General features: G+C 52.7%; 13 protein-coding genes and 1 other RNA gene. 6 read left to right on the plus strand and 8 right to left on the minus strand.

What is annotated here, in order from left to right; genetic code table 11:
- Window positions 1-2 precede the first annotated feature (2 nt).
- From DZE2538_RS03580 to iolB, 3 genes are read left to right on the plus strand one after another with little or no spacing between them, the layout of a single operon-like run.
- Window positions 3-1,964, plus strand: a complete 1,962-nt coding sequence (locus DZE2538_RS03580) for a bifunctional 5-dehydro-2-deoxygluconokinase/5-dehydro-2-deoxyphosphogluconate aldolase (protein ID WP_038915607.1) — start codon at window positions 3-5, stop codon at window positions 1,962-1,964.
- A 30-nt stretch (window positions 1,965-1,994) separates the two neighbouring features.
- Window positions 1,995-2,885: a myo-inosose-2 dehydratase gene (iolE, locus tag DZE2538_RS03585; protein WP_012883452.1), complete on the plus strand. Its 891-nt coding sequence runs from the start codon at window positions 1,995-1,997 to the stop codon at window positions 2,883-2,885.
- Window positions 2,886-2,908: 23 nt separating this feature from the next.
- Window positions 2,909-3,736 (plus strand): 5-deoxy-glucuronate isomerase, encoded by an 828-nt coding sequence (gene iolB / locus DZE2538_RS03590; RefSeq protein WP_038915609.1) that lies wholly within the window; start codon window positions 2,909-2,911, stop codon window positions 3,734-3,736.
- Window positions 3,737-4,111: 375 nt separating this feature from the next.
- Here iolB and mltB read toward each other — a convergent pair whose 3' ends face one another.
- On the minus strand, window positions 4,112-5,215 hold the full coding sequence (gene mltB, locus DZE2538_RS03595; protein WP_023638972.1) for a lytic murein transglycosylase B: 1,104 nt from the start codon (window positions 5,213-5,215) through the stop codon (window positions 4,112-4,114).
- Between the two features lie 266 nt (window positions 5,216-5,481).
- On the opposite strand from mltB, the gene DZE2538_RS03600 reads away from it, so the two are divergent.
- Window positions 5,482-6,414 carry a nucleoside recognition domain-containing protein gene (locus DZE2538_RS03600; RefSeq protein ID WP_023638973.1) on the plus strand — a complete coding sequence of 311 codons (933 nt, stop codon included), beginning with the start codon at window positions 5,482-5,484 and terminating at the stop codon, window positions 6,412-6,414.
- A gap of 36 nt (window positions 6,415-6,450) precedes the next feature.
- On the opposite strand, the gene DZE2538_RS21425 is transcribed toward DZE2538_RS03600, so the two are convergent.
- Complete coding sequence (locus tag DZE2538_RS21425; protein WP_201765538.1) at window positions 6,451-6,606, minus strand: double zinc ribbon domain-containing protein; 156 nt, start codon at window positions 6,604-6,606, stop codon at window positions 6,451-6,453.
- A 30-nt stretch (window positions 6,607-6,636) separates the two neighbouring features.
- Between DZE2538_RS21425 and DZE2538_RS21130 the strand changes: the two genes are divergently transcribed.
- A complete protein-coding gene (locus tag DZE2538_RS21130; protein ID WP_201765539.1) occupies window positions 6,637-6,786 on the plus strand; it encodes a hypothetical protein in 150 nt (49 codons plus the stop codon).
- Window positions 6,787-6,992: 206 nt separating this feature from the next.
- Here DZE2538_RS21130 and DZE2538_RS03605 read toward each other — a convergent pair whose 3' ends face one another.
- Together DZE2538_RS03605 and DZE2538_RS03615 are read right to left on the minus strand one after the other, a co-directional pair.
- Complete coding sequence (locus DZE2538_RS03605) at window positions 6,993-7,775, minus strand: transporter substrate-binding domain-containing protein (RefSeq protein WP_026358073.1); 783 nt, start codon at window positions 7,773-7,775, stop codon at window positions 6,993-6,995.
- Between the two features lie 784 nt (window positions 7,776-8,559).
- Entirely contained in the window at window positions 8,560-9,030 is a 471-nt protein-coding gene (locus DZE2538_RS03615) for an MEKHLA domain-containing protein (protein ID WP_019846190.1), read from the minus strand.
- Between the two features lie 500 nt (window positions 9,031-9,530).
- Here DZE2538_RS03615 and DZE2538_RS03620 point away from each other — a divergent pair, with 500 nt between their 5' ends.
- A complete protein-coding gene (locus DZE2538_RS03620) occupies window positions 9,531-9,917 on the plus strand; it encodes a hypothetical protein (RefSeq protein ID WP_038915611.1) in 387 nt (128 codons plus the stop codon).
- A gap of 295 nt (window positions 9,918-10,212) precedes the next feature.
- Here the strand turns inward: DZE2538_RS03620 and DZE2538_RS21065 are convergent, their stop codons facing one another.
- The 4 genes from DZE2538_RS21065 to ssrA all read right to left on the minus strand — a co-directional run bounded on the left by DZE2538_RS21065 (window position 10,213) and on the right by ssrA (window position 12,530).
- Complete coding sequence (locus DZE2538_RS21065; protein WP_019846188.1) at window positions 10,213-10,440, minus strand: hypothetical protein; 228 nt, start codon at window positions 10,438-10,440, stop codon at window positions 10,213-10,215.
- Window positions 10,441-10,500: 60 nt separating this feature from the next.
- The gene (locus DZE2538_RS03630; protein ID WP_236616993.1) at window positions 10,501-11,397 is read right to left on the minus strand and encodes a reverse transcriptase family protein; all 897 of its coding nucleotides are present in this window, start codon (window positions 11,395-11,397) and stop codon (window positions 10,501-10,503) included.
- Window positions 11,398-11,469: 72 nt separating this feature from the next.
- Complete coding sequence (locus DZE2538_RS03635; RefSeq protein ID WP_019846186.1) at window positions 11,470-11,673, minus strand: hypothetical protein; 204 nt, start codon at window positions 11,671-11,673, stop codon at window positions 11,470-11,472.
- Window positions 11,674-12,166: 493 nt separating this feature from the next.
- Window positions 12,167-12,530: a transfer-messenger RNA gene (ssrA, locus tag DZE2538_RS20130) on the minus strand.
- Window positions 12,531-12,540 lie beyond the last annotated feature (10 nt).

The following is a 12,540-nucleotide window of genomic DNA, read 5'->3' on the forward strand; positions in this document are numbered from 1 at the left end:
TAATGACTACGCAAAAGCAGTTTGATGTGATTTGCATGGGGCGGGTGGCGGTGGACCTGTACGGTCAGCAGATCGGCGCACGTCTCGAAGACATGGGCAGCTTCGCCAAATATCTGGGCGGCTCTTCCGGTAATGTCGCTTACGGTACCGCCCGGCAGGGGCTACGTTCTTCCATGCTGGCGCGGGTCGGCGATGAACACATGGGGCGCTTTCTGCGTGAGGAGCTACAGCAGGTCGGCTGCGATACCAGTCATTTGATTACCGACCCGACACGGCTGACGGCGCTGGTACTGCTCGGTATCAAAGACCGGGAAACCTTTCCGCTGATTTTTTACCGCGATAACTGCGCCGATATGGCCATCACGCCGGAAGACGTCAGCGAAGAATACATCGCTTCATCGCGTTGTCTGGCGATCACCGGCACTCACTTGTCGCATCCCAATACCCGCGAGGCGGTATTAACCGCATTGCGTTACGCCCGTCGCCACGGCGTGAAAACGGTGCTGGATATCGATTACCGGCCGGTGCTGTGGGGGTTGACCTCGTTAGGTGACGGCGAAACCCGTTTTATCGAATCCGCGGCGGTGACGGCACAGTTGCAACAGGTACTGAACCTGTTTGACCTGATTGTTGGCACCGAAGAGGAATTTCATATTGCCGGTGGCAGCACCGATACCCTGAATGCGTTGCGGCAGGTGCGGGCGCACACCGCAGCGGAACTGGTGTGCAAGCGTGGCCCACTGGGCTGTTCGGTATTCACCGGCGCTATTCCGGCGTCGCTGGATGACGGTATTACCGTGCAAGGTGTGCGCGTCGAGGTGCTCAACGTGTTGGGGGCGGGCGATGCGTTCATGTCTGGTCTGCTGCGTGGTTATCTCAGCGGTGAAGGCTGGGAAAAAGCCTGTGCTTATGCCAATGCCTGCGGTGCGCTGGTGGTATCACGCCACGGCTGCGCCCCAGCGATGCCGAGCCGCATCGAACTGGATAACTATCTGGCGCGGGCGCATGCGGTGCCAAGGCCGGATCTGGATCCGGAACTGAACCACCTGCATCGCGTCACCACCCGTCGGCAGCGCTGGGAAGAACTGTGTGTGATCGCCTTCGATCACCGCATCCAACTGGAAGAGATGGCACTGGCCTGCGGCGCAGATCGCAGCCGGATCCCGCTGCTCAAACAGTTGATTCTCAACGCCAGCCAGCAGGCAGCGGAGCAGGCCGGGTTGCTGGGCTTTGCCGGGGCGGCTGACAAAGCCGGAACACCCGGCAGAGCCGGATTAGCCCCCGGCAAAGCCGGATTATTGTGCGATGGCACCTTCGGGCAGGACGCGCTGAATACCATTACCGGGCAAGGCTGGTGGATCGGTCGCCCAATCGAACTGCCGGGTTCGCGTCCACTGGCACTGGAACACGGCAACATCGGTTCGCAATTGGTGAGCTGGCCGCTGGAGCAGGTGGTGAAATGTCTGGTGTTCTTCCACCCGGAAGACGACAGCCCGTTACGACTGGCGCAGGAGCGGCAGGTGAGCGAGGTCTATCGAGCCTGTTGCCAGTCGGGTCATGAGCTATTGCTGGAGGTGATCCTCCCTGCCGATATGCCGCGCAGCGATGACTTGTACCTGCGGGCAATTCAGCGGTTTTACAACCTTGGCGTCCGGCCGGACTGGTGGAAGCTACCGCCGCTGTCGGCCAGCGGCTGGCAACGGCTGGAAGCGTTACTGGCCGAGCGCGACCCCTACTGCCGTGGTGTGGTGATCCTCGGGTTGGATGCGCCGATCGAGACGTTACGTCAGGGGTTCAACGCCGCCGCGGGTCAATCGGTGGTGAAAGGTTTTGCGGTGGGACGAACACTGTTTGCCCAACCGGCGCAGCAATGGCTGCGCGGTGACATCGATGATCAGCAGTTGATCGCCGACATCAAAGATAATTACTTGCACCTGATCGCCCTGTGGCGTCAGCGCGGCTAACTCCATTAATTCTGAGCAGAGGGAATCGAAATGAGCGTTCAATTGGGTATTAATCCGCTGACCTGGACCAATGACGACCTGCCATCGCTGGGGGCGGAAACCCCGCTGGAAACCTGCCTGAGCGAGGGGCGTGAGGCCGGTTTCGCCGGGTTTGAACTGGGCAACAAGTTTCCGCGCCAGTCCAGCGTGCTGGGGCCGATTCTGCAACAGCATGGGCTGCGTCTGGTCTCTGGCTGGTATTCCGGCCAACTGCTGACCCGTTCGGTAGCAGAGGAAATTGCTGCGGTACAAGACCACCTCAACCTGCTGCGGGAACTGGGCGCTAGCGTGCTGGTGTTCGCTGAGGTGACCGGCGCGATCCACGGCGAGCAAGGCACACCGGTGCATTTACGTCCGCGTTTCCCGGCGGCGCGCTGGCAGGAGTATGGTGAGAAACTCAGCGAATTCGCCCGTTATACCCAGCAGCAGGGGGTGCAAATCGCCTATCACCACCATATGGGGACGGTGATTGAAACCGCCGACGATGTAGACCAGTTGATGACCCATACCGGGCCGGAGGTCGGGTTGCTGCTGGATACCGGCCATCTTACCTTTGCCGGTGCCGACCCGCTGGCGGTGGCGCAACGCTGGGCGGCGCGCATCAACCACGTGCATTGCAAAGATATCCGCCCCGAGGTGCTCAAAGACGTGAAAAACCGCAAAACCAGTTTTCTGGATGCGGTACTCAGTGGGGTGTTCACCGTGCCGGGTGACGGCTGTGTCGATTACCCGTCGCTGTTCCAACTGCTAAAAGCGCAGGATTATCAGGGCTGGCTGGTGGTGGAAGCTGAACAGGACCCGGCAGTGGCACATCCGCTGACTTACGCGACGTTGGGATTCAATAACCTGCAGCGCTTCGCCCGCGATGCCGGTTTGATCTGACGGTTGCAGCCAGGAGGTGGGTCATGTCTGAATTACTGTCTCGTTATCATGCGCCGGATGAGCAAGGGCGTATCCAACAGATTACCCCGGCTCGCGCGGGGTGGCGTCATGTCGGATTTGAGGTTTACCAGCTATCGACTGGTGCAACGCTGTCACTGCCTGCGGTGGCGCAGGAGCGTTGTCTGGTGTTGGTTGGTGGCCGGGCGACGGTGATAACACCGCAAGCGCGCTTTGAACATATTGGCGAACGCATGAACCCGTTCGAGCGCAAGAAACCCTGGGCGGTGTACGTCACGCCGGGGGAAACGGTGACGGTGATAGCCGACACACCGCTGGAACTGGCGGTCTGTGCCGCGCCGGGCGCCGGGAACCATCCTACCCGGTTGATTGCGCCACAGGATATCGGTGCCGAAGCGCGTGGTGCCGGGCGCAACCGCCGCTTCGTGCACAACATTTTGCCGGAGGATAAAGCGGCAGACAGTCTGCTGGTGGTTGAAGTTTACACCGACGAGGGCTGTACCAGCTCTTACCCCAGCCATAAACATGATGTCGATAATCCGCCGCAGGAAACCTATCTGGAGGAAACCTACTATCACCGGCTCAACCCGCCGCAGGGCTTCTGTTTGCAACGGGTGTATACCGAGGATCGCTCGCTGGACGAGTGCATGGCGGTGTACGACCGGGATGTGGTGATGGTGCCGCGTGGTTACCACCCGGTAGCGACGCTGGCGGGCTACGACAGCTACTATCTCAACGTGATGGCCGGGCCGGTGCGCCAGTGGCGCTTTAGCTGGGAGCAGGATCACCAGTGGGTGAACAGCGCGGAATATGCCGCAAAACACAGCGGGTGAGATGATGTATGAGGCTTTTTATCGCAGATAACATCTTGAGTTTAAAGTGAGAGGTTTTCCTGGCGTTAAAAACTGTGCTGAGGTGGACGACTTCGCCGGATGCGCGGCAGGGAAGCCGCGCAAGCTCGTGCCGTGTTGGGAACACGTCACGAGCGGTCCGAACAGCGAAGGCGAACGCCGAAGGGACCGCGCAGCGGCACAGTTTAGCCCCTAGCCAGAGGTCAAGGAGAGGTGGCTTTGGACCTCTCCTTGTCGTGCGTGCGGTGACGTTGCAAAGGGACAACGGACGTTATCACGCACGAAACTTTCCACTGCCCTGACATAAATGTGCCAGTAACAAAACAACTCGGCTGTTGTTCAACAGCCAGTCCAGGTTTAATACCCCTGCCGTGCTTTTCTGACTTCTTCCCCTAACTGCCATACCGCCATCGCGTAGTGCACGCTGTGGTTGTAACGGGTGATGGCGTAGAAGTTCGGCAGACCGTACCAGAACTGGTAGTAGCTACCCATATCGAGGCGCAGCAAACTGGCTTCCTGATAGCCACCCAGTGACGCGGTCGGGCGTAGCCCGGCGGCTGCCAGCGTTGACAGGGAGTAGCGGGTTTTAAAGCCGGTTTCCAGCGAGAAAGTCTGACCGCTGGCGGGTATGGCGACCTGTTGGTTCGGTTGCCAGCCGTTTGATTTGAAGTAGTTGGCGACGCTGCCGATGGCGTCCACCGGGTCCCACAGGTTGGCGATGCCGTCGCCGTTGAAATCCACGGCGTATTTCTTGAACGCTGATGGCATGAACTGACCGTAGCCCATCGCACCGGCAAACGAACCACGCAGCGATAACGGGTCAAAGCCGTCTTCCCGCGCCATCAGCAGAAAGTACTCCAGCTCGCTTTGGAAGTACTCAGCGCGGCGTGGGTAAGCGAAGGACAATGTCGCCAGCGCATCCAGAATACGGGTTTTGCCCATCACCCGGCCCCAGCGGGTTTCTACCCCGATAATACCGACGATGATCTCTGGCGGCACTCCGTAGACCTGCTGGGCGCGCACCAGTGCGTCCTGATACTGGTTCCAGAATGCGACACCGTTTTGCACGTTATCCGGGGTGATGAACTGCTTGCGGTAACGCAGCCAGGAGCCATTGGGAATGTTGGACGGGGTGGCGGTGGACGGCGCGGGTGCCTGCTTGTCCATGAGCCTTATCACCCAGTCCAGCCGCTGCGCTTGTGCCAGCACGTCATGCAACTGCTGGCGCTCGAAGCCATACTGCCGCACCATCTTGTCTACGAAGCGGTCCACGTCCGGGCTGTTGGCGAAATCGCCGTTAGTCAGCAGGCCACCAGAATGACCAGGAGACAGTAGAAAACCACCGGAAGGGGCAGAGGAAGGGGGAGTACCGATAATTTCAGCCCCAGCGGGCTCAGCGGATTTATTGCTGCAGGCGGACAGCGCCAATAACAGCGGGAGAACAGCAACCAGGCGACGCATCAGATATCCATATAATTCTGTCAAAAACAACGTGGCGGCCATGGTAGCGCAACGTCCATAGGGAAAAAACCGAATTGTGGCGCACCGGCACACAATGGGTTATCTGTCAGTCATGACATCGCTGCCAGTCACGACCATGGCGCAGGCAGGGATAAAAACGTGGTGGAATATTGTGATGAATGTCACGAAAATAGCTGGCAAGAAAAGTCGGACTGGTGTCGCCAGCGACAGCAACCGGCACTGTTTCACCCGGGCAGGGACATTACATGAACGTGATTGGAATTATCATGTCATCGGGGAAGGCCTCCGTTGACGTTGCACTGTATACACTGTTGCCGATTATGGTGGTGATGCTGGTCATCATGCGTTTTCTGGAAGTGAAAGGCGTGGTTGATGCGCTGGTTCGTTGGATGGCACCGATTCTCAAGCCGTTTGGGCTCACCGGGATGAGCACCTTCGCGTTGATCCAGCTCAATTTTGTCAGTTTCGCCGCGCCGCTCGCCACCTTGTCGATGATGGAAAAACGTGGTGTGTCCGATCGCCACATGGCGGCGACGCTGGCGATGGTGTTTGCGATGGGGCAGGGCAACGTGTTTTATCCGCTGACGCCGTTTGGTCTGCACTGGGCGGGGGCGATTGTCATCTCGATTATCGGCGGGCTGGCCGCCGCTGCGCTGACCTATCATGTGCTGGGGCGCAGATTGTCTGTCGCAGAGAGTCAGCGTTCCAGCGAGATCGCGGCGGATGAACCCACCGCCAGGGGCCTCATCGGCATTATCAACAGTGCCGGGGCGGATGCCATCCGTCTGGCGCTGGGGTCGGTGCCGATGCTGATCCTCTCCATGACGATCGTTGGCATACTGGAAGCGGCGGGCGCGGTGACGGCACTTGAGCACTTTTTCTCGCCGCTGCTGGCTGCCGCGCATATTTCTCCGGTTTTTGTGTTGCCGACGCTAGTGAAATGTCTGGCGGGCGGTACCGCTTATTTTGGTGTGGTGTCGGACTTGATGCAGCAAGGCAAGATGACCGCCAGCCAGATCAACGCTTCGGCCGGTTTGCTGATTCAGACCTTTGATTTACCGGGGATCGGTATTTTTCTCGGCGTCGGTTCCCGTTTTACTCGCTTGTTTCGCTACGCCGCATTGGGCGCACTGTTCGGTATTGCAGTCAGAACAGTGCTGCATGTGGCGGTGTTTTAGCCGGTGTCGCGCGCTATTGCGTGACACCCACGGCATTTAACCGAGGGTGTTCCCGCACTGTGCGCAGAACTTTGCACCGGCCTGTACTGACGTGCCGCACTGTGGACAGGCTGCCGGTAGCAGCGAGACGCCACACTGTTGGCAAAATCGCGCGTTCGGGGCGTTGAGCGAGCGGCATTGTGGGCAACTCATTCCGTTTTGGTTCCCGGCTGGGGTGGTGTTATGAGAGTGGTGATGATCAGTGTGATGATCGCTGCGATGATGCCCGTGGTGATTTTGCCCATGATGACCGCCCAGCAACTTATCGAAAATGCCCATGAAGACCTCCGTATGCGCCCTTTGAATGGCGTGTTGAATGACCTGACCGGCTAACCCTAATGCCGTTGGGTACCCGTATGCGATGTGCGAGCCATTCAACACCCTATAGTTACTACAGGGTCAAGCGATTGTCGCAGCGGTACGAAAGGTGGGCGGTGCTACAGCATGTTATTTTTCCCGGCCTCGTTGTGGGCCGGGGCAATGTGGTGAGTGCAAGGAGGTAAGGAAAAACACGTGAAGGGATAGCCAATTACCCCCAATTATTCTTTTACGCTTAAATCCGTATCCCCAAAATACCGCGTCTTGATACGCAAAAACGTACCGTCATTGATGATATTTTGCAGGCCCTGATTGAGAAGCTGCTGGGTTTCCGTATCCCCTTTGCGTATACCGTAGGCTGAGCCAATGCTGAATAACCCGTCATCCGTGATTTCCGGTCCTTTTAATTCAAAATCCTTACCTTGTGGGGTCTGTAGAAAACTGAATATCAGGGACACGGACGGGCACAGCGCACCGTCAACCCTTCCGGCGCGTAAATCTTCATAGATGGCGTCCTGATCAGGGTAGCTTTTCACGTTGACCCCGGCGGGTAGCCAGTATTTGTTGGCGTAGGCTTCCTGAATGGTGCCTTGCTGTACAGCGATACTTTTACCCCGCAGCTTATCGGCTTGAGGCAGCAGCGTGCTCCCTTTTCTGGCAACGAAGCGGGTCGGGACATGAAAAAGATAGTGGCTAAAATCTATCGCTTCTTTTCGCTTGGGGGTGACTGCCAGTGGTGAGATGACATCTATTTTTCTGGCAAGCAGTGCCGGGATTTGAGCATCAAAGGTATTAACGATGTAATCACATTTGGCGTTGACGGATTTACAGATGGCATCGGTAATATCAATGTCAAATCCTGCCGGATTGCCATTGACATCTCTGGTTTGAAACGGTGAATAAGCGAGATCCACACCAATACGAATGACGCCTTGCCTGGCAAATACGACCGGTGAGGCCGCGAGGAGAATAATGGCTGGAAAAATGAATAGTTTTTTAAACATAATAATGACACCTCTTTTTAACCGTATAAAATGAATGTGAATATTTAGATATTCATATCACTACCTGTGAAATAAAGGAGCTGACCTGACATGGGATGCTCTTTACATTCCATTGGTGCCCGGATATTACCGGTTGCACTCCCGGCGGGTATGTTTGAAAACGCTGTTAATCAGTTCTGCTATTACCTGGGGGAAATAGCACTGGTAAGGATATGCTATGCTCCGTAAAACCATGCTTTTCATAGGGGAAAGCATGTTCTCACTCAGTGTGAACAACAACGCGCCGGGCGACAGTGTGGATGCTGTATCACCAAAGGCGGCACGGTATAGAACCTGAAGAGCGAGAACGAAAAAAACGTCGGGCACGGCGTGATTATTTTTTGCTACATTCCTGTATTGATTCATATCCCTATTCATACCTTATCCGGAAAGTGGACGTTAATTTATACGTGAAACAATGATCGGGTGGTGTTATTTTATTTTCAGGATGTAAATCTATGCATACTCAGGTGTCGATGCCTGAATTTAGCTTGGCAGAGCAAGGCATTTTACCGGGCGTGTTAATGGTAACAGGGCGTAAATATCGTAGTGGTGAGAGATTGCTTTTAATAAATTCGCGTTATTTGCAATAAAAGAATCATTTTTTATTCGGACGAGTCTTATGTGAACAGGTATTAGTTGCGATATGTCCGTTATACATCAGGTTGTAGCTGTGTTGGCTGTATTATCTGGCCCATCTCTGGGCCTTGTTATTTCCGGAAAACATTCAACGCCTAAAGAGCCGTTATTGGGTATATAGGATATTTTTACGTGGTACAGGCCAGAACAGCGCCGCTTGTCCCCAGACGTTGCCGCTGTTGTATCCTAACTGCCATACCTCGCCATCATAAATCGTGAAGGTATTGCCTTGCTTATCGACACGTGGCCCGGTGTAGTTTTTCGCAATGCCATCACGGGTGACGATATCGAGTAACTTTTGGCGTTCAGCGCGATCCGCCGGGGAAGCGCTCAGCCGCGACGGCAACTGTAACATCTCCTCATAGCTATACTTAAAGCAACGCAAAGCACACTGGTTGGCATAGATAAAGACAGGGTCGCTTGTGCTGCTGTGGGCCAGGATACTGTAAGGGGCGGCCTGATCCAGCCACAGATAGCGATCTTCTACATCCTCAGGACAATAGAGCTCCTTACCGTTCAATGCGCGGTAACATTCATCGATCCGTCTTAATAGCGCCAGATGTTCTGCCGTTGTCATCACACTCCCTCCTTCAGATGTTGAGCCGGGCTGGCTTTAATATGCACAGTTCATCAGCTATATAATCCAGCCGCGTGAACCTTGCCATGCTTATGGGGAGCGGTGTCGCTACCGATTAGCGATTTCAGACTTATCTGGCGGGCGCATCACGACACTGCGCAGTCTTTGACGGGCTTATCACCACCGCGTTTTATTTCGGCATATTCGCGTCTTCGCTTTCGCTGTTTAGCGACACTCATACCATTCTGGTGGCAGGAAGCCTGTATCTGTCGTGTCACGCCATGCTCTGTACTATTACCGTTGTGACCAATTAGCTAGTGGGCGGGCCGTGCGTGAAATGGCACTGGCGATGATGTGAAGGGGATTGCTGGTATACGGACTTCATGGCTGATAGTCTACTGAACGGGTATTTTTTCTGGGGGTAGAATCAAGATCAGAAAGTCTGGATTTCTGATTTAGCCTGGCACTGCATTAAGAAAGAGAGCATCACAGAGGAAATAATGAGAATTAAGATTGGGATGTTATTGGGCATGGTATTATTTTACTCGAGTGCATCTTGTGCTGTGGGGAGTGATTTTATTTTTCGAGTGAAAAATGAAACTTACCGTTTCCCAGCATCTTGCATAGAACATTTAGAGTTTCATGATAAAAGTGACGATTATCCAGAGCGGGTTAATATGAACCTGACTGGTGAATGCGGGGAAAGACTTAGCGATCTGACCACTCAGAATATGGGTAAAGAGCTTGAGATTTATTACAAAGATCATCTTTTAATGCATGCTCTTATTCTTTCCAGATTGAAATCTAGTCTTATGCTTGAAACCAAGAATGTTCCACGAGTGATCTTGATGCAGATGTTAGCTGACTACGGGGTAAAACCCGGCTGATGTATAGCATGGTGGTAACATACTAAGAAAGCTACTCAAATGTTATTGAGTTCATGACTCGGTGGAGTTGATTTGTAATCAAAGGCGCTTGAGTCATGTTTTTATATTGCTCGCTGATATGAGCTTTCTGCATCAAGCTATTTGGAGATTAATTAGATTGAATATGGTTGTATGTACTCAATCTTATGCTAGTGCTCGCCATAATTTCAATCAGTGTTATTAGCAATTAAAAACCTGATCTTTCTGTTCTGCATATTCATCTTAAATAAGCCTTGATATGTTTATGTTATGGCATTTAGTTAATTGTATCTTGCATATTTCTATCTCTTCTGAGGGACATAATTAGTCTGCCGGAAGATCTCTTAAAGTGAATGGTTCGGTTAAACGGGATACTTACAATACCATGTTCATAGGGTTCAATGAAACGAGCAATAAGCTGCTCTTTTGTAAGGCCGGTTTTTTTCCTCAGCACCAACTTTCTCATTTTTGCAGGTTTCTTTTCAATAACAGCGTGATAATACATATACGTATTCCTTGTATGGCACGATAATTACTTACAAGTTATTTCGCAGTTTTATGTATCTTACTCAGGTTGTGTTTTTGCTACTTTGAGCTGTTGCGTGAAAAAGCGAGCTTTATCTTTCTGCCTGAAGTCAACTTGACCAGCTGCATGCAGCTTACCTGCTAGCTTTTCTAGATGGATTATTTTTGCAGCGTTGTCTTTTGCTTCAGCCAATGTAGCGAATTCTTTTCCTATTGAATCATTGTGTGCCCAACGAACCTTAAGTTCTCCATCCTGAATCACTATCCCTGTAAGCAGCTTTCCCTCTGATGACGGATAAAATCTCTCTTTCTTGTCTTTAGAGGTGAGACCATGAGAACGGATACATTTTTTAGCTTGAGCGGCAAATCCTTTCGGGATTTTCGAACCGGAGAACGCTACATCGTCAACATATGTCGTAAAGACTAAGCTGCTTGAGGCCGCGAGGTTGCTAAGTTCATCGAACATATCTTTATTGGCCCAAAACGCCATAGCCATGCTTATCGGGCTGCCTGTAGGTACTTTTCCTGCAAAGGTTGAGAGGTTGGTCATTACATAAGCTACATCAGGCGACATCTCAAATTTCTCAACAAATGCCTTGTAGACCTTCGAAGCCCTAGTCGAGGGGAAAAACTTGTGAATGTCGAGCTTCAGAAGTTCAATTGCTTGCCTGTGAGATTCAGCATTGGTCAGAGTTGAATGCTTTTTCCGACCGGAATGCAGGTAGGGAGGTAATTCAACTTTGCTCAATAATGAACCAATCCGTTTATGCACTGCTTTTAGTTGAGCAATAGGCTCTTGGATTGTCCTTCCTGCATCGTTTTTGAATTCTCTGTACGCAGAATCAAGCATGAGTTTATCCGCTTGTTTCTTTGTTAAGCCTATTATTTCTAATAGCTTCTTTTTTGATTTCAGCTTAAAAAGAGGGGATTGGTTCAAAGGATACAGCTTGGGGGAACTATGAAGACTAGAGGAACGTTTTGTGCTTATCATCGTTGTTAGTCCTATCTTTTACGGCCTCCATTGGAATAAATCCTTGATGGATGACCAGACGGAAGCAACTCCTTCAGAATGAAAAACCTCCGAGATAATCTCGCGGATGAGTAAACCGAGCAGATACTTGGCTACGCCCTTGAAAAAACCTTTGGAACGGTCGTTCGCACAAAACGTTTGCTGAACACTAGTCCGGTATTTCTTACGTGTCTTGCGACCCATAATTACATCTCCTTTTCAGTTCCCGATGACCAACGTGGTCACCAGTCTCGCCTGAACTGACAGGAATAAGAGATGTTCAGCAATTAACCTCAGTTTTCGACGTCACAGCGTGACGTCCTCTCGCCACAAATCCAGCAATCCCAGCTGTACAGGTACGAACCAGAGCGTCGGTGATGCGTAGCATCGTAACGTTGGAACATTGAGTAAGCGTGGCATGCGTCGTGTGGGGGAGAGATTAGAGGCCGAAACCTCCACGATGGGCTGACAAGCAGACCATCAAGCTTTTGCGAGAAATTCTCTCCTAGATACTAGCAGGAGCATTCTATGATCATATTCATGTGGTTAGCAATAGTGGCCCTGACCCCGAATCTGAGCCACCCATGATCAGTAATTCTCACTAGACGACAATAGACACAAAAAAGCCCGCAAGGCTTGCGCTAGCGGGCTTTCAGGACTTCATCGGATGACTCTGGTAATCACCGATGGAGAATTTTGGTGGAGCTGGGGGGAGTTGAACCCCCGTCCGAAATTCCTACACCGTCGGTACTACATGCTTAGTCTGGTCTTTACATTCGCTTGCCAGCTGCGGACAGACACGCCACTAACAAACTAGCCTGATTGGATTTAACGCTTCAACCCCAGGCAGGGCATCCACGCGATCTCTTTTAGGTTTGACCTCTCTTGATCCCCGTCCTAAGAGCGGAGGCTAGGGAGAGAGGGCTGTAAGCAGGTTATTAAGCTGCTACGGCGTAAGTTTCGTCGTTTGCGACTATTTTTTTGCGGCTTTTTACGAGGCCAACCGCCCCTCGGCATGCACCTTGGGTTTCGCGAATCCCGTCGAATCCAGAATCAGCCCCAAGATATTTC

The organism is Dickeya zeae NCPPB 2538, from assembly GCF_000406165.1.
Classification (GTDB): domain Bacteria; phylum Pseudomonadota; class Gammaproteobacteria; order Enterobacterales; family Enterobacteriaceae; genus Dickeya; species Dickeya zeae.

What these genes read in the sequence shown, in the direction of transcription:
- DZE2538_RS03580 (WP_038915607.1), top strand. Translation starts at nt 3, where the DNA reads ATGACTACGCAAAAGCAGTTTGATGTGATTTGCATGGGGCGGGTGGCG.
- iolE (WP_012883452.1), top strand. Translation starts at nt 1,995, where the DNA reads ATGAGCGTTCAATTGGGTATTAATCCGCTGACCTGGACCAATGACGAC.
- iolB (WP_038915609.1), top strand. Translation starts at nt 2,909, where the DNA reads ATGTCTGAATTACTGTCTCGTTATCATGCGCCGGATGAGCAAGGGCGT.
- mltB (WP_023638972.1), bottom strand. Translation starts at nt 5,215, where the DNA reads ATGCGTCGCCTGGTTGCTGTTCTCCCGCTGTTATTGGCGCTGTCCGCC.
- DZE2538_RS03600 (WP_023638973.1), top strand. Translation starts at nt 5,482, where the DNA reads ATGAACGTGATTGGAATTATCATGTCATCGGGGAAGGCCTCCGTTGAC.
- DZE2538_RS21425 (WP_201765538.1), bottom strand. Translation starts at nt 6,606, where the DNA reads ATGAGTTGCCCACAATGCCGCTCGCTCAACGCCCCGAACGCGCGATTT.
- DZE2538_RS21130 (WP_201765539.1), top strand. Translation starts at nt 6,637, where the DNA reads ATGAGAGTGGTGATGATCAGTGTGATGATCGCTGCGATGATGCCCGTG.
- DZE2538_RS03605 (WP_026358073.1), bottom strand. Translation starts at nt 7,775, where the DNA reads ATGTTTAAAAAACTATTCATTTTTCCAGCCATTATTCTCCTCGCGGCC.
- DZE2538_RS03615 (WP_019846190.1), bottom strand. Translation starts at nt 9,030, where the DNA reads ATGACAACGGCAGAACATCTGGCGCTATTAAGACGGATCGATGAATGT.
- DZE2538_RS03620 (WP_038915611.1), top strand. Translation starts at nt 9,531, where the DNA reads ATGAGAATTAAGATTGGGATGTTATTGGGCATGGTATTATTTTACTCG.
- DZE2538_RS21065 (WP_019846188.1), bottom strand. Translation starts at nt 10,440, where the DNA reads ATGTATTATCACGCTGTTATTGAAAAGAAACCTGCAAAAATGAGAAAG.
- DZE2538_RS03635 (WP_019846186.1), bottom strand. Translation starts at nt 11,673, where the DNA reads ATGGGTCGCAAGACACGTAAGAAATACCGGACTAGTGTTCAGCAAACG.